The 23,220-nt window shown below is 62.3% G+C and carries 17 protein-coding genes and 1 pseudogene; 10 read left to right on the top strand and 8 right to left on the bottom strand.

Annotated features, from left to right (window positions below; translation table 11 throughout):
* Window positions 1–175: 175 nt before the first annotated feature.
* On the top strand, window positions 176–1,468 hold the full coding sequence (locus tag BBI10_RS15045; RefSeq protein WP_065989595.1) for an MFS transporter: 1,293 nt from the start codon (window positions 176–178) through the stop codon (window positions 1,466–1,468).
* 138 nt (window positions 1,469–1,606) lie between these two features.
* On the opposite strand, the gene BBI10_RS15040 is transcribed toward BBI10_RS15045, so the two are convergent.
* Complete coding sequence (locus tag BBI10_RS15040) at window positions 1,607–3,070, bottom strand: glyceraldehyde-3-phosphate dehydrogenase (protein WP_065989594.1); 1,464 nt, start codon at window positions 3,068–3,070, stop codon at window positions 1,607–1,609.
* Window positions 3,071–3,239: 169 nt separating this feature from the next.
* Between BBI10_RS15040 and mfd the strand changes: the two genes are divergently transcribed.
* From mfd to BBI10_RS15025, 3 genes are read left to right on the top strand one after another with little or no spacing between them, the layout of a single operon-like run.
* Complete coding sequence (gene mfd / locus BBI10_RS15035) at window positions 3,240–6,704, top strand: transcription-repair coupling factor (RefSeq protein WP_065989593.1); 3,465 nt, start codon at window positions 3,240–3,242, stop codon at window positions 6,702–6,704.
* 9 nt (window positions 6,705–6,713) lie between these two features.
* Window positions 6,714–7,250, top strand: a complete 537-nt coding sequence (locus BBI10_RS15030) for a CsiV family protein (RefSeq protein WP_065989591.1) — start codon at window positions 6,714–6,716, stop codon at window positions 7,248–7,250.
* A 13-nt stretch (window positions 7,251–7,263) separates the two neighbouring features.
* Window positions 7,264–9,972 carry a DEAD/DEAH box helicase gene (locus BBI10_RS15025; protein ID WP_065989590.1) on the top strand — a complete coding sequence of 903 codons (2,709 nt, stop codon included), beginning with the start codon at window positions 7,264–7,266 and terminating at the stop codon, window positions 9,970–9,972.
* Between the two features lie 409 nt (window positions 9,973–10,381).
* Here BBI10_RS15025 and BBI10_RS15020 read toward each other — a convergent pair whose 3' ends face one another.
* Window positions 10,382–12,043, bottom strand: a complete 1,662-nt coding sequence (locus BBI10_RS15020; RefSeq protein WP_065989588.1) for a VRR-NUC domain-containing protein — start codon at window positions 12,041–12,043, stop codon at window positions 10,382–10,384.
* A gap of 163 nt (window positions 12,044–12,206) precedes the next feature.
* Here BBI10_RS15020 and BBI10_RS15015 point away from each other — a divergent pair, with 163 nt between their 5' ends.
* Window positions 12,207–12,710, top strand: coding sequence for a nucleoside 2-deoxyribosyltransferase (locus BBI10_RS15015; protein ID WP_065989586.1), 504 nt, complete (start codon window positions 12,207–12,209; stop codon window positions 12,708–12,710).
* A gap of 167 nt (window positions 12,711–12,877) precedes the next feature.
* Here the strand turns inward: BBI10_RS15015 and BBI10_RS15010 are convergent, their stop codons facing one another.
* The gene (locus BBI10_RS15010) at window positions 12,878–13,099 is read right to left on the bottom strand and encodes a hypothetical protein (RefSeq protein WP_065989581.1); all 222 of its coding nucleotides are present in this window, start codon (window positions 13,097–13,099) and stop codon (window positions 12,878–12,880) included.
* Window positions 13,100–13,165: 66 nt separating this feature from the next.
* A complete protein-coding gene (locus tag BBI10_RS15005) occupies window positions 13,166–14,068 on the bottom strand; it encodes a LysR family transcriptional regulator (protein WP_065989580.1) in 903 nt (300 codons plus the stop codon).
* Between the two features lie 102 nt (window positions 14,069–14,170).
* Here BBI10_RS15005 and BBI10_RS15000 point away from each other — a divergent pair, with 102 nt between their 5' ends.
* Window positions 14,171–15,268: an AbrB family transcriptional regulator gene (locus tag BBI10_RS15000; protein ID WP_065989576.1), complete on the top strand. Its 1,098-nt coding sequence runs from the start codon at window positions 14,171–14,173 to the stop codon at window positions 15,266–15,268.
* 105 nt (window positions 15,269–15,373) lie between these two features.
* Window positions 15,374–16,156 (top strand): exodeoxyribonuclease III, encoded by a 783-nt coding sequence (locus BBI10_RS14995; protein WP_065989572.1) that lies wholly within the window; start codon window positions 15,374–15,376, stop codon window positions 16,154–16,156.
* Window positions 16,157–16,231: 75 nt separating this feature from the next.
* Here the strand turns inward: BBI10_RS14995 and BBI10_RS14990 are convergent, their stop codons facing one another.
* The 3 genes and pseudogenes from BBI10_RS14990 to BBI10_RS28620 all read right to left on the bottom strand — a co-directional run.
* Entirely contained in the window at window positions 16,232–17,476 is a 1,245-nt protein-coding gene (locus BBI10_RS14990) for an AGE family epimerase/isomerase (RefSeq protein WP_065989570.1), read from the bottom strand.
* Between the two features lie 284 nt (window positions 17,477–17,760).
* The gene (locus BBI10_RS28625) at window positions 17,761–18,624 is read right to left on the bottom strand and encodes a methyl-accepting chemotaxis protein (protein ID WP_410929565.1); all 864 of its coding nucleotides are present in this window, start codon (window positions 18,622–18,624) and stop codon (window positions 17,761–17,763) included.
* Window positions 18,619–19,386: pseudogene (locus BBI10_RS28620) on the bottom strand (MCP four helix bundle domain-containing protein); the annotation flags it as partial. The pseudogene BBI10_RS28620 and the gene BBI10_RS28625, both read right to left, overlap by 6 nt.
* 191 nt (window positions 19,387–19,577) lie before the next feature.
* Here BBI10_RS28620 and BBI10_RS14980 point away from each other — a divergent pair.
* From BBI10_RS14980 to BBI10_RS27590, 3 genes are all read left to right on the top strand, one after another.
* Window positions 19,578–20,066 (top strand): GFA family protein, encoded by a 489-nt coding sequence (locus BBI10_RS14980; RefSeq protein ID WP_065989566.1) that lies wholly within the window; start codon window positions 19,578–19,580, stop codon window positions 20,064–20,066.
* A 166-nt stretch (window positions 20,067–20,232) separates the two neighbouring features.
* The gene (locus BBI10_RS14975) at window positions 20,233–21,780 is read left to right on the top strand and encodes an FAD-dependent oxidoreductase (RefSeq protein ID WP_065989564.1); all 1,548 of its coding nucleotides are present in this window, start codon (window positions 20,233–20,235) and stop codon (window positions 21,778–21,780) included.
* A 46-nt stretch (window positions 21,781–21,826) separates the two neighbouring features.
* Window positions 21,827–21,982: a hypothetical protein gene (locus BBI10_RS27590; protein WP_167355798.1), complete on the top strand. Its 156-nt coding sequence runs from the start codon at window positions 21,827–21,829 to the stop codon at window positions 21,980–21,982.
* 10 nt (window positions 21,983–21,992) lie between these two features.
* Here BBI10_RS27590 and BBI10_RS14970 read toward each other — a convergent pair whose 3' ends face one another.
* Window positions 21,993–23,090, bottom strand: coding sequence for an MBL fold metallo-hydrolase (locus BBI10_RS14970; RefSeq protein ID WP_065989558.1), 1,098 nt, complete (start codon window positions 23,088–23,090; stop codon window positions 21,993–21,995).
* Window positions 23,091–23,220: the final 130 nt, after the last annotated feature.

Raw genomic sequence — 23,220 nt, 5'->3', positions numbered from 1 at the left:
GTGGGCGCAGCGGGAGGTCCGTGGTCGATGGGCGGGGCGTTCTGATTGCCAACCGCCAGCTTTACACATATCGTTACAAATCTGGGGCGCCCGAGGCCAAGCGCGGGCGCCGCAGCAGAGGACGCATAAATACAACGGATCCCCCCAGCTAGACAGCTTAAGTGAGTAATTCCAGATGGCCTCGAACACGGGCAAAGGCAAGGCGATATTTCGCGTTGTGAGCGGCAACTTCCTTGAAATGTTTGACTTCATGGTCTATGGCTTTTACGCCACGGCCATCGCCAAAACCTTCTTCCCCGCCGACAGTGAATTCGCATCGTTGATGCTGTCGCTGGCGACCTTTGGCGCCGGCTTTCTCATGCGCCCGCTGGGTGCCATTTTCCTCGGCGCCTACATCGACCATCACGGCCGGAAAAAAGGCCTGGTGATTACGCTGGCGATGATGGCCATGGGTACGGTGCTGATTGCCTGCGTGCCGGGTTACGCGACCCTGGGCGTTGCTGCACCGATCCTGGTGTTGATTGGCCGCCTGCTGCAAGGCTTCTCGGCCGGGGTTGAACTGGGCGGTGTCTCGGTCTATCTGGCGGAGATTTCCACGCCGGGCCGCAAGGGCTTCTTCGTCAGTTGGCAGTCGGCTAGCCAACAGGCCGCGGTGGTTTTCGCCGGTCTGCTGGGCGTCGGCCTGAACCACTGGCTGAGCCCGGAAGACATGGGCCAATGGGGCTGGCGCGTGCCGTTCCTGATTGGCTGCCTGATCGTTCCGGCGATCTTCGTGATCCGCCGCTCCCTCGAAGAAACCCCTGAGTTCGAAGCCCGCGCGCAACACCACCGCCCAAGCCTGGGCGAAGTGGTCAAGTCGATTGGTCAGAACTTCGGTCTGGTCATCGCCGGCATGGCGCTGGTGGTCATGACCACCGTGTCGTTCTACCTGATCACCGCCTATACCCCGACGTTCGGCAAAAACGAGCTGCACCTGTCTGATCTGGACAGCTTGCTGGTGACCGTCTGCGTCGGTATCTCGAACTTCATCTGGCTGCCGGTGATGGGCGCGCTGTCGGACCGGATCGGCCGCAAGCCCCTGCTGCTGGCGGCGACCATTCTGGCGATCATCACGGCGTACCCTGCCCTGTCCTGGCTGACCGCCAACCCGAGCTTCGGCAACCTGCTGATGGTCGAGCTGTGGCTGTCCTTCCTGTACGGCTCGTACAACGGCGCGATGGTGGTTTCCCTGACCGAAATCATGCCGGTCGAAGTACGCACCACCGGCTTCTCCCTGGCCTACAGCCTGGCGACTGCGACGTTCGGCGGCTTCACGCCGGCGGCCTGTACTTACCTGATTCACGTGCTGGACAATAAAGCCGCACCGGGCATCTGGCTGAGCGGTGCGGCGGTGCTGGGCCTGATCGCCACGCTGGTGCTGTTCCGCAAGGGTCAGACGCGGATTCAGGGCGTGACAGCGGTCGGCTGATCGCCGAGAGCTATAAGCGACAAGCGGCAAGCTTCAAGCTTCAAGCAGCAAGTAAAAACAAAAACGCCCCGAACCAGTCGGGGCGTTTTTTTACTTCGCAGTTCAGCTTGCGGCTTAGCGCTTGCCGCTGCCTTCAACCTACTTCGGGAAGGCTGGCGGGTTGACCCCGGTCATTTCTTCCATCACGCGGACCACCTGGCAGCTGTAGCCGAATTCGTTGTCGTACCAGACGTACAGCACAACGCGGTTATCCATGGCGATGGTCGCTTCGGCATCCACCACACCGGCGTAACGCGAGCCGACGAAGTCGGTGGAGACGACTTCCAGGGAGTTCACGAAGTCGATCTGTTTGTGCAGATCCGAATACAGCGCAGTGTGGCGCAGGTACTCGTTCATCTCTTCGCGGGTGGTCGCCGTCCCCAGGTTCAGGTTGAGGATGGCCATGGACACGTTTGGCGTTGGAACGCGGATCGCGTTACCGGTCAGCTTGCCAGCCAGCTCGGGCAGGGCCTTGGCTGCAGCGGTGGCCGCACCGGTTTCGGTGATGACCATGTTCAGCGCAGCGCTGCGGCCACGGCGATCGCCCTTGTGGAAGTTGTCGATCAGGTTCTGGTCGTTGGTGTACGAGTGAACCGTTTCGACGTGACCGTTGACGATGCCGAACTTGTCGTTGACCGCCTTGAGCACCGGCACGATGGCGTTGGTGGTGCAGGACGCCGCCGAGATGATCTTGTCATCAGCGGTGATCTGCTGATGGTTGATGCCGTGCACGATGTTCTTCAGTTTGCCCTTGCCCGGCGCGGTCAGAACCACGCGGTCGATGCCCGGGCATTGCAGGTGCTGGCCCAGGCCCTCGGCATCGCGCCACACACCGGTGTTGTCGACCAGCAGCGCGTCCTTGATACCGTACTGGGTGTAATCCACCTCGGCCGGGTTCTTGGCGTAGATCACCTGAATCAGGTTGCCGTTGGCGCAGATGGTGTTGTTGGCCTCATCGATGGTGATGGTGCCGTCGAAAGGACCGTGGACCGAGTCGCGGCGCAGCAGGCTCGCGCGCTTGACCAGATCGTTTTCAGCGCCCTTGCGGACCACGATGGCGCGCAGACGCAGGCCGTCGCCGCCACCGGTTTTTTCGATCAGGATGCGTGCCAGCAGACGACCGATGCGACCGAAGCCGTACAGTACGACGTCAGTGCCCTTGCGCTCACCGGAATTCTGCTGACCGATGACCTCGGCCATTTCTTCGCGGATGAACTCTTCAGGGGTGCGGCCATTGGCCTCGGCCTTGTACTTCACCGCCAGCTTGCCCAGGTCCACCGAAGCGGCGCCCAGCTTGAGCTCGCTCATGGCTTTGACGAGGGGGAACGTCTCGTGTACGGACAACTCGCTGGCGTCAGCCTGGCGGTGACGCGCAAAGCGGTGTGCTTTGAGAATCGCGATGACTGAACGGTTGATCAGGCTGCGGCCATAGATCGAACTCACCACATTATTATTGCGGTAGAGCTGACCGATAAGCGGGATCATCGCCTCGGCGAGGGCTTCACGATCGATCCATTCACCAAGACACTGGTCGGGCTTCTGAGTCACGGGAACCTTCCACATGTAGGGGCTGAAAAAAGGGACTACATTATGCACAGGCCTTTGTTTATGAGCAATCCAGACTTTTCAGGACCTGGAGCACTACATAATTCCCGGCGCACAAAACTGACAGCGTCTCTGCGGATTAGTTACACTCCTCGGCTTTGCCGCAACGCCTGGAGCTTTAACTTCCGTGCCCGTTCTGCGCCTTCCGATTCTGCCTGCTGCAGCAGGCAAACAACATTGGGGTAACCTCCCCGGTGCCGCCCTGAGTCTCGCCATCGCCGAGGCTGCCAGCGCCGCGAAACGCTTCACCCTGCTGCTCACCGCAGACAGCCAGAGCGCCGAGCGACTGGAACAGGAACTGAAGTTTTTTGCCCCTGATCTCCCGGTCTTGCATTTCCCCGATTGGGAAACCCTACCCTACGATCTGTTCTCGCCCCATCAGGACATCATCTCCCAGCGCATCGCCAGCCTGTACCGGCTGCCGGAGCTGGTGCACGGCGTGCTGGTGGTGCCGATCACCACCGCCCTGCACCGTCTGGCGCCGACCAGTTTCCTGCTCGGCAGCAGCCTGGTGCTCGACGTCGGCCAGAAGCTCGACGTCGACGCCATGCGCACCCGCCTTGAAGCCAGCGGCTATCGCTATGTCGACACGGTGTACGAGCACGGCGAGTTCACCGTCCGCGGCGCGCTGATCGACCTGTTCCCGATGGGCAGCAAACTGCCTTACCGCATCGACCTGTTCGATGACGAGATCGAAACCCTGCGCACCTTCGAGCCGGAAACCCAGCGCTCCATCGACAAGGTCGATTCGGTGCGTCTGTTGCCGGCGAAGGAATTCCCGCTGCAGAAGGAAGCGGTGACGCGCTTCAAGGCGCGCTTCCGCGAACGCTTCGACGTCGACTTCCGCCGCAGCCCGATCTTCCAGGACTTGAACAGCGGCATCACCCCCGCCGGTATCGAGTACTACATCCCGCTGTTCTTCGAAGAAACCTCCACGCTGTTCGACTACCTGCCCCAGGACACCCAGGTGTTCTCGATGCCGGGGATCGAAGCGGCGGCCGAGACGTTCTGGAAGGACGTGCGCAACCGTTACGAAGAACGCCGTGTCGATCCTGAGCGCCCTTTGCTGCCACCGGCCGAGCTGTTCCTGCCGGTGGACGACTGTTTCGCCCGCCTGAAAAACTGGCCCCGTGTGGTCGCCAGTCAGGACGACGTCGAAAGCGGCGTTGGCCGCGAGCGTTTTCCGGCGCAGGTGCTGCCTGATCTGGCGATCGAAGCCAAGGCAAGTCAACCGCTGGCGGCGCTGTCGAAATTCCTCGGCGAGTTCCCGGGACGCGTGCTGTTTACGGCCGAATCCGCCGGTCGCCGTGAAGTGTTGCTGGAGCTGCTCGAACGCCTGAAGCTGCGCCCGAAAACCCTGGACAGCTGGCAGGAGTTCGTCGACAGCAAGGAGCGTCTGGCGATCACCATCGGGCCGCTGGACGAAGGCCTGGTGCTAGAGGAGCCGGCGCTGGCGCTGGTGGCAGAAAGCCCGTTGTTCGGTCAGCGGGTCATGCAGCGTCGTCGGCGCGACAAGCGCGCCGACAGCCACGCCAGCGACGCGGTGATCAAAAACCTCGCCGAGCTGCGTGAAGGCGCGCCGGTGGTGCACATCGATCACGGGGTCGGCCGTTATCTGGGGCTGGCAACGCTGGAGGTCGAGAATCAGGTCGCCGAGTTCCTGATGCTGGCCTACGCCGAAGAGGCCAAGCTATACGTGCCGGTGGCCAACCTGCACCTGATCGCCCGCTACACCGGCAGCGATGACGAGCTCGCGCCTTTGCACCGTCTGGGTTCGGAAGCCTGGCAGAAAGCCAAGCGCAAGGCCGCCGAACAGGTCCGTGATGTGGCCGCCGAGCTGCTCGACATCTATGCCCGCCGCGCCGCCCGCGAAGGGTATGCCTTCGCCGATCCGAAGCTGGACTACGACACCTTCAGCGCCGGCTTCCCGTTCGAAGAAACCCCGGATCAGCAGACCACCATCGAGGCCGTGCGCGCCGACATGCTCGCGCCCAAGCCCATGGACCGTCTGGTCTGCGGTGACGTCGGCTTCGGCAAGACCGAAGTGGCCATGCGCGCGGCGTTCATTGCCGTGCACGGCGGCCGCCAGGTGGCGATTCTGGTGCCCACCACCCTCCTCGCCCAGCAGCACTACAACAGTTTCCGCGACCGTTTCGCTGACTGGCCGGTGACGGTTGAAGTGATGAGCCGCTTCAAGTCGGCGAAAGAGATTAACGCCGCCGTGGCCGATCTGGCCGAGGGCAAGATCGACATCGTCATCGGCACCCACAAGTTGCTCCAGGACGACGTCAAGATCAAAAACCTCGGGCTGGTGATCATCGACGAAGAGCACCGCTTCGGTGTGCGTCAGAAGGAACAGCTCAAGGCCCTGCGCAGTGAGGTCGACATTCTGACCCTCACCGCCACGCCGATCCCGCGGACCCTGAACATGGCCGTGGCCGGCATGCGTGACCTGTCGATCATCGCCACGCCGCCGGCCCGTCGTCTGTCGGTGCGCACCTTCGTGATGGAGCAGAACAAGCCGACCGTGAAAGAGGCGTTGCTGCGTGAGTTGCTGCGCGGCGGTCAGGTGTACTACCTGCACAACGATGTGAAAACCATCGAGAAATGCGCCGCAGACCTGGCCGAACTGGTGCCGGAAGCACGCATCGGCATCGGCCACGGGCAGATGCACGAGCGTGATCTCGAACAGGTGATGAGCGACTTCTACCACAAGCGTTTCAACGTGCTGATCGCCTCGACCATCATCGAGACCGGCATCGACGTGCCGAGCGCCAACACCATCATCATCGAACGTGCCGACAAATTCGGTCTGGCCCAGCTGCATCAGTTGCGCGGCCGGGTCGGGCGCAGTCACCACCAGGCCTACGCCTACCTGCTGACGCCGCCGCGCAAGCAGATCACCCCCGACGCCGAGAAGCGTCTGGAGGCAATCGCCAACACCCAGGCCCTCGGCGCGGGCTTCGTGCTCGCCACCAACGACCTGGAAATCCGTGGCGCCGGCGAACTGCTCGGCGACGGCCAGAGCGGGCAGATTCAAGCGGTGGGTTTCACCCTGTACATGGAAATGCTCGAACGCGCGGTGAAGTCGATCCGCAAGGGCGAGCAGCCTAACCTCGACCAGCCGCTGGGTGGCGGTCCCGAGGTCAATCTGCGGGTGCCGGGGCTGATTCCGGAAGCCTATCTGCCGGACGTTCATACGCGCCTGATTCTGTACAAGCGCATCGCCAACGCCGCCGATGAAGAGGGCCTCAAGGACCTGCAGGTCGAGATGATCGACCGCTTCGGTCTGTTGCCGGAACCCACCAAAAACCTGGTGCGGCTGACGTCCCTCAAGCTGAAGGCAGAGCAACTGGGCATCAAGAAGGTCGACGCCGGGCCCCAGGGTGGACGCATCGAGTTCGCGGCCGAGACCCCGGTCGACCCGCTGACGCTGATCAAGCTGATCCAGAGCCAGCCCAAACGCTACAAGTTCGAAGGCGCCACGCTGTTCAAATTCATGGTGCCGATGGAGCGCCCCGAAGAACGCTTTGCCACGCTGGAGGCGCTGTTCGAACGCCTGACCCCACCGCCTTCCAAAAAATCGGCTTAAGGATTCACCATGGGTTTGATCCGCTCCCTCACCCTGCTGCTGGTGCTGTTTGCCCCGGCGGCCTTTGCCGATGGCGCCTATCAGGTGGAACTGATCCTGTTCCGCCAGAACGGCGAGCCGGCGGCGACCAATCAACCCGCGCCGGAAAACTGGGCCGAAGGGGCGCAGCGGCTGGGCACGGACAGCCAGACGCCCACAGCGCTGGACACCCTGGTGAACAAGCTGGAATCAAGCGACGGCTATAAAGTGCTGCTGCACACCGCCTGGCAACAGGACCTCAGCGCCACGCCGAGCAAGGTGGCGATCAGTGACGGTCAGGAGCAGTTCGGGCACTTCCCCATCGAGGGCACGGTGAGCCTGGGTCTGGCGCGCTTTACTGACATCGACGCGAATTTCTGGGTCAACCAGGTGGACAGTCATGGCGTGTTGGTGACCAGCGAACGCATGCGTCAGGCCACCCGCGTCAGAAACGGAGAACTTACTTACATGGACAACGGAAGCCTCGCCATGCTGATCAAGGTTTCTCCTGTCCAGCCACCCCGCTGACGCAGGCCTAGACGTGGCGTCCAACCTGGAAAAAGCCCTCGCCCTGCCGTGGGAACCCCTGTTCAAAACCCAGTCAGTCGAGCGGGGTCTGGAGTACGCGCGGCAGAAGCGCGTCATGCTCGACCACCTGAGCGGCGATGTCGTGCGCACAGTGTGCCGGGGTTCAAGCCTGGAGAACTACACCCAGACGCTGTTGTTCAAGGACCCGGAGCGCACGCGCAATTTCATCGTCGGCAAATGCACCTGCCCGGTCAGAAACAACTGCAAGCACTGTGCGGCGGCGCTGTTCTTTTTGCAGGCCCCGGAAAACAGCCCCGGGATTCTGGCAGCGGTCGATGGCGAAGCGGTTGCGCGCAGGCCGAACGTCGTCGAGCAAAAACCCAAGTTGCCCGAGCGCCTGGAAAAGAACATCAAGCCCGAGCCGCGGTTGATTCTCGCCAGCTTCGAGTACAGCGCCTACGAGCCGCGCAACGGCAAGATGCAGCGGCACATCCAGCACCGCGCCGCCCTGGCGTTTCGCTATCGCGAATCCTATGTGTCCGGCGTGCCTGCCCCGGGCCGTGGCGGCGACATCCTCTGGCATTTGCCGGACGAGACGCTGCGCATGCGCCGGCATCCGGAGCGTGAAGGCGTGTACCGCAAACAGCTCCAGGAGCTGGGCTTCCGCATCGCCACCCGCCAGAGCAAGGCGCTACCGGACAGTGCTGGCGAAATGTTCGAGCTGCCGAACGACAAAGCCTGGCTGAGCTTCATTCTCGACGAGTTGCCCCGGTTGCGCGCCGAAGGCTGGCAGGTCGAGATGAGCGAGGACTTCGGCTTCGACGTGACCCCGGTGGACGACTGGTATGCCGTGGTCGATGACGAGCCGGAGCGCGACTGGTTCGATCTGGAGCTGGGGATCATCGTCAACGGCGAGCGGCTGAGCCTGCTGCCGATCCTGATCAACCTGCTGCGCACCCACCCGGAATTGATGACCGCCAGCGGTATCGCCAAGCGTCGGGACGACGAGCAGTTGCTGGTTCAGCTCAACCATTTCACTCAGCGTGGGGGCGTGCCGATTCAGGTGGCGCTGCCTTATGGCCGATTGAGACCGGTGCTGGCGACCCTCGGCGATTTCTACTGGCGCGAGGATGGCAACAACGCCATTCGCCTGAATACTGCGGACGCCGCGCGGCTCCGTCAGCTCGATGACTTGCCGCTGGTGTGGCAGGGCGGCGACCGGCTGCGGCAGTTCTCCGAACGACTGGTGAACATCAAGGACGTGCGCGGCGAGGTGCCGGAAGGCCTGAATGCGACGTTGCGGCCTTATCAGCTGGAGGGCCTGAGCTGGATGCAGGCGTTGCGCGAGCTGGAAGTCGGTGGCGTGCTCGCTGATGACATGGGCCTGGGCAAGACCCTGCAAACCCTGGCGCACCTGCTGCTGGAGAAACAGGCCGGGCGTCTCGATCGGCCGGCGCTGGTGGTGATGCCCACCAGCCTGATCCCCAACTGGATGGACGAGGCGAAGCACTTCACGCCGCAACTCAACGTGCTGGCGCTGTTCGGCACCCAGCGCCATCAGGATTTCAAGCGCCTGCAGGATGTCGACCTGATCCTGACGACCTATGCCCTGCTTCCGCGCGACGTCGAAGTGCTCAGCCAGCAACTGTTTCATGTGTTGGTGCTTGATGAAGCGCAGTACATCAAGAATCCCAATAGCAAAGCGGCGCAGGCGGCGCGTGAGTTGAATGCGCGGCAGCGTCTGTGCCTGAGCGGTACGCCGCTGGAAAACCACTTGGGCGAGTTGTGGTCGCTTTTCCATTTCCTGATGCCCGGCTGGCTGGGGGATGCCAAGCAGTTCAACAGCAATTACCGCACGCCGATCGAAAAGCTCGGCAACGAGGAGCGCCTGGAGCACCTCAATGCGCGGATCAAGCCATTCCTGCTGCGCCGGACCAAGGAGCAGGTGGCGACCGAGCTGCCGCCGAAGACCGAGATCGTGCATTGGGTCGAGCTCAATGACACCCAGCGCGATGTGTACGAAACCATGCGCCTGGCGATGGACAAGAAGGTCCGCGACGAGATCACCCGGAAAGGCGTGGGGCGCAGCCAGATCATTATCCTTGAAGCGTTGCTCAAGCTGCGTCAGGTCTGCTGTGACCTGCGGCTGGTCAACAGTGCGCCGATCAATCCGCGGCAGTCGAGTTCGGGCAAGCTGGACAGCTTGATGGAGATGCTGGAGGAGTTGTTTGCGGAGAATCGCAAGATTCTGTTGTTTTCTCAGTTCACGTCGATGCTGGAGTTGATCGAGGCGGAGTTGAAGCAGCGCGGGATCGCGTATTCGCTGCTGACCGGGAAGACCAAGGACCGGCGGGTGCCGGTGCAGGATTTCCAGAGCGGCAAGCATTCGATTTTTCTGATCAGTCTGAAGGCGGGGGGCACGGGGCTGAATCTGACGGCGGCCGATACGGTGATTCACTATGATCCGTGGTGGAACCCTGCGGCGGAGAATCAGGCGACGGATCGGGCGTATCGGATTGGTCAGGATAAGCCGGTGTTCGTGTACAAGATGATTGCGCGGGGGACGGTGGAGGAGAAGATTCAGCATTTGCAGCAGGAGAAGGCGGCGCTGGCGGCGGGTGTGCTGGATGGGCGCAAGGCTGGGGACTGGAAGTTGCAGGATGAGGATATTGCGGCGTTGTTTGCGCCGTTGCCGGTGGTGGCGAAAAAGCTCAAGCGCTAGGCAGGTGTTTTCAGGATCAAGATCTAAAGCGTCTGCCTAAGGGCAGACATTTCGCCTTCGGCGAGTTACTTGGAAAAGCACCCCAAGTAACCAAGGGTGCTTGCTCCTGGTTGGGCCCCTCGTACCTCGGGGTTCCTTCACTCCGGTCTCGCTCCGTGGGCCCGCGCCGAACGGACATCCATGTCCTGACGGCGCTCTCGCCGCATCCATGCGGCTCGACCCACTCCGCGTCGTCTGCGTTCGGCCTGCACCCAAGTCGCGATTGGCGGTGTCTGAACTTTTTGCGTATGAAGATCAAAAACGGTTAGTAGGACCGGCATTAGCCGGGAAGCCTTTTGTTTAAAGGGGACTGATTTATTTACAGCGCTTCACCGTAAATTAATCTGTCCCCGCGTCAGCCAATCCCAGCTCACCCCACCGCCCGCACTTCTTCTTCCGCCCATTTCACATAGCACACCACCACCGGCATGTCGTGTTCGGCGCAGAAGTCGATCCAGCGCAGTTGGTTGTCTTGCAGGCGGTCACCGGGGCCTTTGACTTCGATCATTCGGTAGCGGCGTTGTTCGGGGTAGAACTGGATGAGGTCGGGCATGCCGGTGCGGTTGGCTTTGATGTCTTGCAGCAGGCGGCGGAACCAGCGTTTGAGGTGTTGCGCCGGCAGGCAATGCAGCGCTTGATCCAGCAGTGCGGGGGTCAGCGCGCCCCAGAACACGAAGGGCGATTGCAGGCCGAATTTGCTGAGGTAGGTGTCGCGGATCACTGCTTCGTAACGCTGGTCGTCGAGCTGCGCCAGGCATTCGTCGAACAGGGCTGCGCGGCGTTGGTAAAAGTCCGGGCTGTAGAGGTCACTCGGTGCGCTGTGAAACGGGTGGAAAAAAGCCCCCGGCAGTGGCGCGAAGATCGCCCGCCAACAGAGCAAACCGAACAGCGAATTGACCAGCGCATTCTCGACGTAGTGCACCTCGCTGCCCTCTTCCGCCAAATGCTGCTGGATCAGCCGTTCGACGCTGTGATCGGGCAGCGGCAGCACGCTCAAATCAAGCCGAGTGACCGTTCGTTTCAACCGTTTCTGCACGCTGCCCTCGCCCAGCTTGCGTTTCAGACGCGGCTGTATGCGCAGCAGGTGTTGGGTTTCTTCGTCGTTTTCCGGCGCCGACTGGGCTTCCAGCAGCAACGTCATCGCGTCGAGAAATTGCTCGCTGCGTTCGAGCACGCGAATCCTGCGCACGCGGGCGCCGGGGTAGCTGGACTGCGCGTAGACGCTGAGCGCCAGCGGCCAGTCCTGTTCGCGTTCGGCCTGCTGACCGATCTTGAACAACAGCTTGGCGCGACGCATGGCCAGCCAGGGGTTGTCGGTCGTGACCGCCAGCGCTTGCGGCGCCAGGTCGGTCAATGCCATGCCGTCGTCCAGCGCCTGTCGGCAGCTGTGCAGGTGCACGCAGGTGTCGATGTCGGCGCGCTGGTTGATGCCACGGGATTCGACGGAAAACTCGACTTTCTCGTAGCGATATATGCCCAGGTCCGCCAGGACAAACTCCGACCATTCCTGGTACAGATTGCCGAAGTACAGCAGGCGAAGCCGGTCGCACAGGGGCATGACCTGGAGGGCGAAGATCACTTCTTCAAACCCGGCAAACCAGTGCTCCAGGCGCTGGGGCGATTCGTAGATCGGCAGCAGGCGCTGCAGCAGGTCGGATTTTTTCTCGGCGCTTTTGACGCCGTGGGCTTTGAAACACTGGCCCAGCTCATCTTTGCGCAGCAGCGCGAACAGAGCGTGAAGGTCCAGATGAGGCTGACCGTCGACCCAGCCGGATTCCAGCAACGGCGCGGCGGCCAACCGGACATCGCCGATCTCGGCGTAATCCAGCTTGCTGGCGCGGAACAACGTGCCTTTGCGCATGACCATGCGCACCAGCAAGGCCTGTGCCGGCTGCGGCAGCTGGGCAAAATCGTCGATGAAGCGACGCTCGTCTTCATCGAGCAGGTCGTCGTAGCGCTGGGCGATCCAGTTCAGGACCTGGCGGAAGTTGTCCAGGTAATAAAACGGATTGTCGAGGGGGGAAAGGCTCACGGCGAGGTCACGTAAAGGCTGACGGAAGAGCGTCAGGATACTGGTTATCCGTACAGATTCCAGCCCTGACTGCTGTAGGATGGCGCCCGCCCGATCAACGGCGCGGACCAAAGAGCGCTGCCCACCCGCTACACTCCCTTCACGCATTTTTCAGGAGATCGTCATGGCTTCCGCTGACAAACCCCTCGTTTATCTCGCAGGCTTCGACGTGTTTCGCGCCGACGCCATCGAGCACGGCCGCGCGTTGAAAGCCCTCTGCGCTCGGCACGGTCTTGAGGGTTTGTACCCTTTTGATAACGAAGTGCCTCAGGGGCTGTCGCCTGAAGAGACCGCCGCGGTCATTTGCAATGCCAATATCGCGATGATCAAAGGCTGCGACGCGGTGCTGGCCAACCTCGACCCGTTTCGCGGCGCCGAGCCGGATTCAGGCACGGCGTTCGAAGTGGGGATGGCCGTTGCGCTGGGCAAACCGGTCTGGGCGTATTTCGCAGCGAATGGCTCGTTGCGCGAGCAAATTGCCCATGACGCGGCAGGCTTCGACGCGCAGGGGTTTCAGGTGGAGGATTTCGGTTTGCCGCGTAATTTGATGCTGGCGTGTACCTGGGCTGGCAGTAGCGAGACGGCGGAGCAGGCGGTTGAGGCATTGGCTGCGCATCTGGCTGGCTGAACCCAACACTGTAGGAGTGAGCTTGCTCGCGAAGTGGTGGGTACATCCGCTGAATATCTGGCGGATGTACTGCCGTCTTCGCGAGCAAGCTCGCTCCCACAGATCCTCAGACGGCAGATCCATCTGCGGTGTCTTCATGAATTTGATACGAGCACCAACGCCCTCGTCTATTCCAGGTTCGACGAACTGATGTCCAGCTTGTCAGCGTCGGCGAACTCGTCCAGATCCAGTTCGCTCAAATCCAGTTCGCCCTCCGGGTCGCGGTCTTCGTCGGAATCGGCGTCGTTGAGGGGCGACTGATCGCCGCCGAAATGCTCGCCATCGTGGGCCAGATAGGCGATGGCGTGGGCGCCCGGCTGGCGGGTCTGTGGCTGGATCTGTACCTGCATCGTTGACGCTCCGGAAGTTGAATGTCTGTGTGCAGGCTAACCCACCCGGCGGGTTAAAAGCACCGGTCAGGACAAACTGAGGAAGGATCCGCCGTCGTCGCGCAGCATCCGCACCATGGCGTGGGCGGCAGGCGACAGATAGCCTTCGCGGCGCAGCATGACGCACAGGGTGCGTTCCATGGTGGTTTGTTCCAGCTGCACCTCGCGCAGGTCCTGCATGTTCTTGCCGAACTCCAGCGTCTCCCGGGCAATAAAACTCAGCAGACTGGTCTGGGCGATCAGTCGGGGCAGCAGGGAAATCGAGTTGGATTCGATTTGCACGTCCGGCAGTGGCAGGTCGTGGCGGGCGAAGGCGTCATCGACCCAGATGCGCGACGACACCCCGGACGGCGGCAACACCCAGCGATAGCGACACAGGTCGCGCATCTCGAACGGCGCCTTAAAGATCGGGTGATTACGACTGGCGATCACCACCGCTTCGTCGGTCAGGATCGGGTAGAAGGTGAACTCCTCTTCGGCGCCGCGCTGGGCGCAGATGATCATGTCGAGGTGCCCGGAGCGCAGCTGTTCGCGCAGCATATCGTCCTGACCGATCACCAGTTTCAGGGTCACTTGAGGCGAGCGTTTGAGCAACGCATTGGTCAGCTCGGGCAGCAGGTACTCGGCCATGGTCGCCGCACAGCCCAGACGGATATCCCCTACCGCGCCACTGGCGAAATCGCGCACCTCGCGCTGGGTCTGGGCGATGCTTTGCTGCAGCACCTTGCCCCGCGCCTGTAACAGTTCGCCGACCGGCGTGAGCTTGATTCGGCGGCCGTCGCGCTGGAACAGCTTGGTGCCGAAGGACTCCTCCAGCCGCTGGATGCTTTTGGTCAACGCCGGCTGGCTGCGATTGAGTTTTTCCGCCGCCCGGCCCAGGTGACCGAGCTCGGCGATGGTTTCAAAATAAGTCAGGTCACGCAGGTCCATATATCAACCAAAGTTATCAATTCATGATTATTAGAAAATAGACTTGATCGATTGCGCTGTCGATACTGGGCGTCATTGGAAAACACCTACCAGGAATCGCCAATGCTCTGGAGATCCGCGTTGCCACGCCCCGCCTCGTTCGCCCTCGCCCACCAGCACCCGCTGACCCAGTGGTTGCTGCTCATCCTCATGGCCGGTAGCGCCGGCCAACTGTTCAAATACTTCCACGTCCCCGCCGCGCTGTTTCTTGGGCCCATGCTGGTGGCGATCGGCTTCGGCGTTGCCGGGGCCAGTGTTCGCCTCAACAAGCACGTGTTCCGCCTGGGTCAGGGCACCGTCGGCGTGCTGGTCGCCCACTCCATGACCGTTGGCGTTTTGCTGGCGGCGATGCAGTCGTGGCATGTGATGGTCTTCGCCACCTTGCTCACCGTCGCGTTGAGCGCGGTGGTCGGCATCGCCATGGCGCGCTGGGGCGGCATTCAGAGCAGCACCGCGGCGTGGGGGACTTCACCGGGGGCGGCGTCGGCGATGGTCGCGATGTCCGAGGATTACGGTGCCGACTCCCGGGTGGTCGCCACCATGCAATACGTGCGGGTGGTCTGCGTGGTCATGGTCGGCGCGCTGGTGAGCCGGCTGATCGGCGCCGATGCTGGCGGTTCGGACACCCATAGCACCGACGCGCTGCTGCACGGTATGAACCTGCTCAATCTGGGGCTGAGCCTGCTGGTGATCGGGGTCGGCGTGATGCTCGGCAGTCGGTTGCCGGCCGGGGCGTTGCTGGTGCCCTTGCTGCTCGGCGGCGCGTTGCAATTGAGCGGCGTGCTGCAGATCACCCTACCCACCTGGGTGCTGGCGATTGCCTACGGCGCGATCGGCAGTTACATCGGCCTGCGCTTCGACCGCGTGACCATCAGCTATGTCTGGCGGCGGCTGCCCGCGATGATCGCCGGCGCGCTGGTGCTGATCCTGCTCTGCGCCCTGTCAGCCTGGGGCATCGCTGAAATCATGGGCAAGGACTTTCTCTCGGTGTACCTGGCGACCAGCCCCGGCGGCCTTGATGCCATGGCGATCATTGCCATCGACACCCATTCGGACGTCGGCTTCGTGCTGGCGATGCAGACGCTGCGGCTGTTCGCTGTGATTGTGACCGGCGCGTACATCGCCCGGCAGGTGATTCGCGTGTCGCACCGCTTTGCCTGAATCCGCTCGGCCGGGTTCGCGCCCACAGTCTCGCCCGCGCAGTCTGACGGAATCTTCATCGCTCCTGCGACCTCCAACCCTTCACACTCACTGGAGGCGGACGCCATGGCCACGCTGAAAATCGCCACGTTCAACATCAACGGCATCCGCGCGCGTTTGCCCATTCTGTTGCAATGGCTGGAAAAGGAAGCGCCCGACATCGTCTGTCTGCAGGAACTGAAGGCCGCCGACGCAGCCTTTCCCGCCGACGACATCCGCAATGCCGGCTACGGCGTGATCTGGCAGGGCGAGCCGTCGTGGAACGGCGTGGCGATTCTGTCCCGCGACAGTCAGCCGCTGGAGATTCGCCGGGGTTTGCCGGGCAATGAGAAGGACAAGCACAGCCGCTATCTGGAGGCGGCTGTTCAGGGCGTGATCGTCGGCTGCCTTTACCTGCCCAATGGCAACCCGCAGCCGGGGCCGAAGTTCGAGTACAAACTGGACTGGTTCGAGCATTTCATCACACACGCCGACTCGCTGTTCAACAGCGAGCATCCGGTGGTGCTGGCCGGGGACTACAACGTCATCCCCACCGACAACGACATCTACAACACCCGCTCATGGCTGAAGGATGCCTTGCTGCAACCGGAAAGCCGCGCCTGCTTCGAGCGCCTGTTGGACCAGGGCTGGACCGACGCCCTGCGCGCGAAATTTCCGGACGAGCGGATTTACACGTTCTGGGATTATTTCCGCAACCACTGGAAGACCAACTCCGGCCTGCGCATTGACCACCTGCTGTTGAGCAAGGACCTGGCGCCCAAACTTAAAAATGCGGGCGTGGATCGCTGGGTCAGGGACCTGCCCCACGCCAGTGACCATGCACCGACGTGGATTGAGTTGAAGGTGTGAGCGAGATGCACCGTTCCTCAAACAACACATCACCTGTAGGAGTGTTGGCCTTGAGACTGCGCAGGATCCAGCGGACTAGGCCCGGCTCGCCAATGCCGTCGCCAGGCTTTGCTCCAGCGGCAACACCGGCAGCAGCGTCGCCTGATAGGCGTGGTACAGGTCCGGTTTGCCGGCCCAGATGTCGGCGCTGGGCTGGTTTTGCGAGTTGAGCTCGTGGCGCCAGCTGCCGTTTTCGTAATCGATGAACAGCGTCTCGCTGAATTCCCAGAACGTCCGGTACCAGTCTTCGTATGGCTGCTCGTGGGTCCGTTGCAGCAGTGCGGCTGCGGCGGCGGCCGCTTCGGCGTGGGTCCAGTGCAGGCGATGGCGGACCACCGGGCGGTTTTCCCAGTCGAGGGTGTAGACGATCCCCGGCGCGCCATCGACGTCCCAGCCATAACGGCAGGCGTTTTCGAATAATCCCCGCGCGTCTTCCAGCAGCCAGGCCGGCGTTTCCAGCCCGGCTTTGCGCCGCGCCGCCTCCAGGTGCAGCACCAGCCTCGCCCACTCGAAGGCATGGCCGGGCGTCGTGCCGTAGGGGCGAAAACCGTCGTCGGGCTTGTCGACGTTGTAGTCGAGCATCGGCTGCCACTGCAGGGTGAAATGCTCGATCACTTGATGATTGTTGCCGGCGGCGTGCTGATGGATGACCCGCTCGACGATGCTCAGCGCCCGTTCCAGCCAGCGCGCATCGCCAGTGACGTCGGCCAGGGCGAGAAACGCCTCGGTGCTGTGCATGTTGCTGTTGGCGCCGCGATAGGCTTCTTCGTTGCTCCAGTCGCGGTCGAAGGATTCGCGCATCGCGCCCTCTTCCTCGCTCCAGAAGTGCCCGGTGATCACCTGAATCGCTTGTTCCAGCAGCGCCTGCGCGCCGGGGCGACGGGCAACCACTGCAGAGCTGGCGGCCAGGGCAACGAAGGCGTGCAGGTAGGCGTTCTTGCCGGTGTCGTCGCTGTGTTCCAGAGGCTTGGCGAACCAGCCACCGTGCTCAGCGTCGCGCAACGGCCCGGCCAGTGCGGCGATGCCGTGATCGACCAGCGCGGCGCAACCGGGAATACCGTTGATGTGGGCCATGGCGAAACTGTGGGTCATGCGGGCGGTGTTCATGGTTTCGGCCACGGCATCGGCGGGGAGCCGGCCGAAATCGTCCAGATTGCCGAAGCCTTGGGGCAGCTTCGAGGCCTTGGCAAACGCCAGCAGCCGATTGCCCTCCTGCATCAGCCAGGCCGTGTGACCCGGGGAGCGCAGCCAACTGCTGAAATCGCGATTCACGTCATCCATTGCCCTTCACCTATCTTGTCGGCAGGTTCGGCCCGCCAGGAATTATTAGTCGGGGCGAATCATGCAAGCCGAGGGCAGCGACAGGCAAGTGAATGAGGTGAAAGGGGCCGTTCTTGGCCTGTTCCCGGCTAAAGCCGGTCCTACCAGGAAGGCGTCATTCGCTACACCGAAAAACTGAGAGTGCTCAAACCGGCCCCTTCCCGGCTGAAGCCGGTCCTACTTGCGTGTGCAGCCTGTAGGACCGGCTTTAGGCGGGAAGCCTTTGAGGGCTTTGAACTCCGCAATCAAACCCGAAAGCGCGTCACCACCTGATTCAACTCCGCCGCCAGCCGGGACAGTTCATTGCTCGACGCGCTGATCTGGTTGGCACCGGACGACGATTGCATGGACAGGTCGCGGATGTTGACGATATTGCGGTCCACTTCCCGGGCGACCTGGGCCTGCTCTTCGGCAGCGCTGGCGATGACCAGGTTGCGCTCGGAAATTTCGTTGATCGAGGTGGTGATCCGGTTCAGCGACTCGCCCGCACCCTGGGCCAGCCCCAGTGTTTCTGTGGCGCGGGTGCGGCTCACCGACATCGATTCCAGCGCTTCGGTGGAACCGCTGCGCATGGTGGTGACCATCTTGTCGATTTCCAGGGTCGACTGCTGAGTGCGGTGGGCCAGTGCGCGCACCTCATCGGCGACCACGGCAAACCCGCGTCCGGACTCGCCCGCCCGTGCGGCTTCGATGGCGGCGTTCAGCGCCAGCAGGTTGGTCTGCTCGGCGATGGAACGGATCACGTCCAGCACCTTGCCGATGTCCTTGGACTGCTCGGCCAGGGTCTGCACCAGGTCCGAGGTGTGCTGGACGTTGCCGGACAGGGTCTGGATCGAATTGACCGTGTCAATGACCCGGCTCTGGCCGTCGCGGGCCGCGGTGTTCGATTCGCTCGAGGCCTGGGACGTCGACACCGCGTTGCGCGCGACTTCCTCGACCGCCGAGGTCATCTCGTTCACCGCCGTGGCGGCCTGTTCGATTTCGGCGTTCTGCTGGTGCAGGCCGCGATGGCTGTCTTCGGTCACCGAATTCAGCTCCGTGGCGGCCGACGCCAACTGGCTCGCCGAGTTGCCGATCAGGCTCAGGGTCGAGCGCAGGTTGGTCTGCATCTGCTGCAACGCGCTCTGCAATCGGGTGACTTCGTCATTGCCTTCGACGCGAATGTCGTGGGTCAGATCGCCCTTCGCCACGTATTCGGCGGCATCAACCGCTTGCTGCAACGGCCGCACGATGCTGCGGGTCAGCCACACCGCGAGCACCACGGTGGCCAGCGCCGCGATCAGCACGAACACCAGCACCACGTTGCGAGACTTGCCGTATTGCGCTTCGGCGGCCGCACCTTCGAGCTCAACCTGATGGGAGTAGAAATCACCCAGATCGCCCAATTGCGCGCCGGAGTTGTCGACGGCAGTCTTCATGTCCACCAGCAGTAATTTGTTCAGCGCCTTGAGATCGCCGCTCTCGGCGAGCACGAAGGACTGGGTCAGACCGCGCTGATAATCGGCCAGGGTCGCGCGGAATTTGCCGTACAGCGCCTTCTCCTCCGGCGTGTCGATAAAGGCGTCGAGGCTGGTGAGTTTTTCATCAAGGATTTTCGAACGTGCGTCCATCTGGCCTTTATAAACGCTGACGTTTTTTGGATCGGCGTCGAGGGCGACCCGCAGCGAGATGGTGCGAATGCGCAGCATCGCTTCGCGGATATCGTTGACCAGACGCATGCTCGGCATCCAGTTGCTCTCGACCGCCACCTCGCTCTGTCGAATCGTCGACATCTGGCTCAGGGCGAACCAGCCGAGCAACGCGACCAACAGGGAAATCAGGGTAAACCCAAGGCCGGCGCGGCGGGCGATGGTCAGGTTGCGTAGGCTCATAGCGGGGGCTCGTTGTTGTAGGGGCGGGACGCAAAGTCGTCGTATGACCATGGCTTATCGACATTGCCGCAGGGTTCTTTAGCCGTCGGCCCACTAAGAATCCGAACGCCTGTTCGAGAAAACATCGAACCCTGCCAGCGTGCGGGGTCTAGACCCTTGAGCCCCATACCCCATTTGAACCGAGGTGAATCATGCATCTGGAAGGTTCCTGCCACTGCGGCGCCGTCGCATTCAGCCTGACAAGCCCCCATCCCTACCCTTATCAGCGCTGCTACTGCTCGATCTGCCGCAAGACTCAAGGTGGCGGCGGTTACGCGATCAACCTGGGCGGCGACGCGAAAACCCTCACCGTCGAAGGCAAGGACAACATCGCCATCTACCACGCCAAAATGCGCGATGACGACGGTCACGAAACCCACATCAGCAGCGCCGAACGGCATTTCTGCAAGCGGTGCGGCAGCGGTCTGTGGTTGTTCAGCCCCGAGTGGCCGGCGCTGATTCATCCCTTCGCGTCGGCCATCGACACGCCGTTGCCGACCCCGCCGGAGCACACGCACCTGCTGCTGAACTCCAAAGCGCCGTGGGTGGAAGTGGCCGCAGGGCCCCATGACCAGCAGTTCGAGGCCTACCCTGAAGAGTCGATTGCCGACTGGCATGAGCGGCTGAAGCTCACTCAATAATCTGCCGCGCTGGAATGAGCACAGGCGTCGGGCGTTCCTCTGGCAGTGGCTGCCGACGGAGCGCCCGCCCGACCGACCACTGGATAATTCCCTGAACCTCTCCCCCGCCGGCCGACTCCCAACTAAACGCTGACGAGCCCAATAATAAGCCCACGAGGAAGCGCACATGCCTTTGCATCGAGTCGCCACCCTGACCGAGCTTCATCGAGACCGCGGTCTCCAGGTCGAGTTTGGCGAAACCAAGGCGCTACTGGTTCTGCACGGCGAAGAAGTCCGCGCGTTTCAAGCCTTCTGCCCCCACGCCGGCGCCCCCCTGGCGGACGGCGCCATCTGCAACGGTCACCTGATCTGCCCTTGGCACAAAGCCGAATTCTCCATCGACGACGGCCACCTGTGCGAACCGCCCGCCCTGGACGCCCTTATCCGTTACCCCGTTCAACTCATCGAAGGCCACGTTCACGTCGATGACCAGCCCATGGCCGTTCACACGCCGACACTGGCCGAGGACAGCCGCCGTTTCGTCATCATTGGCGCCGGGGCAGCGGGCACAGCGGCGGCCTGCGCGTTGAGGGAAAAAGGCTTCAACGGTCAATTACGGCTCATCGACAGAGAAGCCGCGCCCGGCTACGACCGCACGGCGCTCAGCAAATTTGTGCTGTCCGCCGAAATGAAACCCGATGAAATCCCTGCCCTGCGCGACGAGGGGTTTTACCTGGATAACCGCATCGAGCGGGTGCACGGCGAGGTGATGAAGCTGGACGTCATCAACAAGCGCGTGACCTTGGCGGACGGGCGCCGCTTTGACTATGACGCGGCGCTGGTCACCACGGGCGGCGAGCCCCGCGCGCTGCCTGTGGAGGGCGCCGATCTGCCGCAGGTGCTGACGCTTCGCAGCCGCGATGACGCCAGCCGAATTCTCGCGGCGGTCCACCCCGGCAGCCACGCGTTGGTCGTGGGCGACAGTTTTATCGGGCTGGAAGCGGCGTCGGCGTTGCGCACACAGGGTGTGAACGTAACGATTCTGGCCCATCATGAAGTGCCGTTTGTCCGCCTCCTGGGCGAGCGCATCGGCAAGGCGCTGCGCGCGCTGCATGAGCAAAACGGCGTGTTGTTCCGCACCCACGTGGATGTCAGTCGCTTCGAAGGCGTTGAACGGGACGGCCAGCAGGTGCTGCAGACCGCCGTGCTCAGCAATGGTGAACGACTGCAGGTGGATCTGGCGTTGGTCGGCGTCGGTGTGAGTCCGGTCACGCATTTCATCGACGGTCTTCAGCTGGAGGAGGACGGCTCACTCCCCGTCGACGACGGCATGCGCGCAGGCAAGGATGTGTGGGCGGCAGGCGATATCGCCACCTTTCCACTCAACCACCAGCCGCAGCGCATCGAGCACTGGCGGCTTGCCCAACAGCAGGCACGTATCGCGGCGGGCAATATGCTCGGCGAAGACCGGCATTACACCGACGTGCCGTATTTCTGGACCTACCATTTTGAAAAGCGCCTGGATTATCTCGGCCACGCAGAGGACTGGGACGACATCGTCTACCTGGGCGAAGCGGAGCGGTTCGACTTCCTGGCGCTTTTCTGCAAGCAGAATGTGGTGGCGGCCGTGGTCAGCTGTGGGCGCGAACGGCCCATGGCGATGCTCGCCGAACGCATGAAACAACCGCTGTTCAAAGATGAAGCGCAGATGCTGATCAACCAGATCGGTGATTGAGCACGCACTTCAGCGTCATTCATTTACCCGCATACCGGAGGGCGCCATGCCTGATAAAGAGTCCAACCGCGAAGACCTCGACCACAAGCCTGAAAACGCAGGCAAGGTCGGCGAGGAACACAAACAAGCCAATCAAAGTGGTGAACAACAGCGACCACCGGAAACGGAGCATCCGGCAGACGCGACCGACGCCAAACCCTGAACCAGCGGCATCAGCCGCGGCTGGTGGCCTGCTGACGATCACTTTGCTGCTTTGCGCAGCGGCCGGTTGCAGGCTCCGCAGCAGCTTCCACCTTCAGCCACCACGCCTCGCCCCGACTTGGGTACTGCACGTAAAAAGGCTGGCCCATTTCCGGGGTGGTGATGGAGATGCTGCGGTCCCACGCCAGCGCGAGAATCCGGTCGAACGGCTCGTGCCAGGCGTGCATCGCCAGGTCGAAGGTGCCGTTGTGAATCGGCAACAGCCACTTGCCGCGCAGGTCGATGTGCGCCTGCAGCGTTTCTTCGGGCTGCATGTGCACGTTTGGCCAGTCCTCGTTATAGGCGCCGGTTTCCATCAGCGTCAGGTCGAACGGGCCGTACTGCTCGCCAATCAACTTGAAGCCGTCGTGATAACCGGTGTCGCCGCTGAAGAAGATCCGCTGCTCGCCGTCGAGCATCACCCACGACGCCCAGAGCGTCTGATTGCCGTCGCGCAACGTACGCCCTGAAAAGTGCTGCGCCGGCGTTGCCACAAAGCGAATCCCATGAATATCGGTCGACTGCCACCAGTTCAACTGCTGAACCTTGGCCGCCGGCACACCCCACTCGATCAGCGTGTCCCCTACCCCCAGCGGCGTGATGAAATGCTCGGCCTTGTCCTTGAGCACCTGGATGGTCATGTGATCGAGATGGTCGTAATGGTTGTGGGACAGGATCACTGCTTTCAGCGGTGGCAGGTCTGCAAGGCTGATCGGCGGCTGATGGAAGCGCTGCGGACCGGCCCACTGCACCGGCGAGGCACGGTCAGCGAAGACGGGGTCGGTGAGGAAGTATTCACCGCGCAGTTTCAGCAGCACGGTGGAATGGCCGAGCCGATAGACCGTGTTGTCGGGCGCCGCCAACAGTTGCTGGCGCGACAGCGGCTGAACCGGTATCTCACCGGCCGGGCGGGTGTGGTGGGGCTTATTGAACAGGGCGTTCCAGAAGATGCGCAGGGTCTTGACGAAGCCTGAGCGCGCCATCGGCTTGTGATTGAAATAGCGGCCTTCACGCCGAGTCAGGACGGGCAGCGCAGGATGTGAATCAAGGTGTTTGTCGATCGAGGCCATGAGGGTGCTGACTCCATGAAACGGGTGAAGGTGGCGCTGTGCGCGCTGCAAGCTGCAAGCTGCAAGCTGCAAGCTGCAAGCTGCAAGAGCATGACGTACGCCTTGCGCTTTGGCTTCGGCCGTGGCTTTA

Origin of the sequence: Pseudomonas graminis (assembly GCF_001705435.1) — a bacterium.
Lineage (GTDB): Bacteria > Pseudomonadota > Gammaproteobacteria > Pseudomonadales > Pseudomonadaceae > Aquipseudomonas > Aquipseudomonas graminis_B.
Note: the sequence above shows the minus strand (reverse complement) of the source record. Positions and strands in the feature narration are given on the sequence as shown.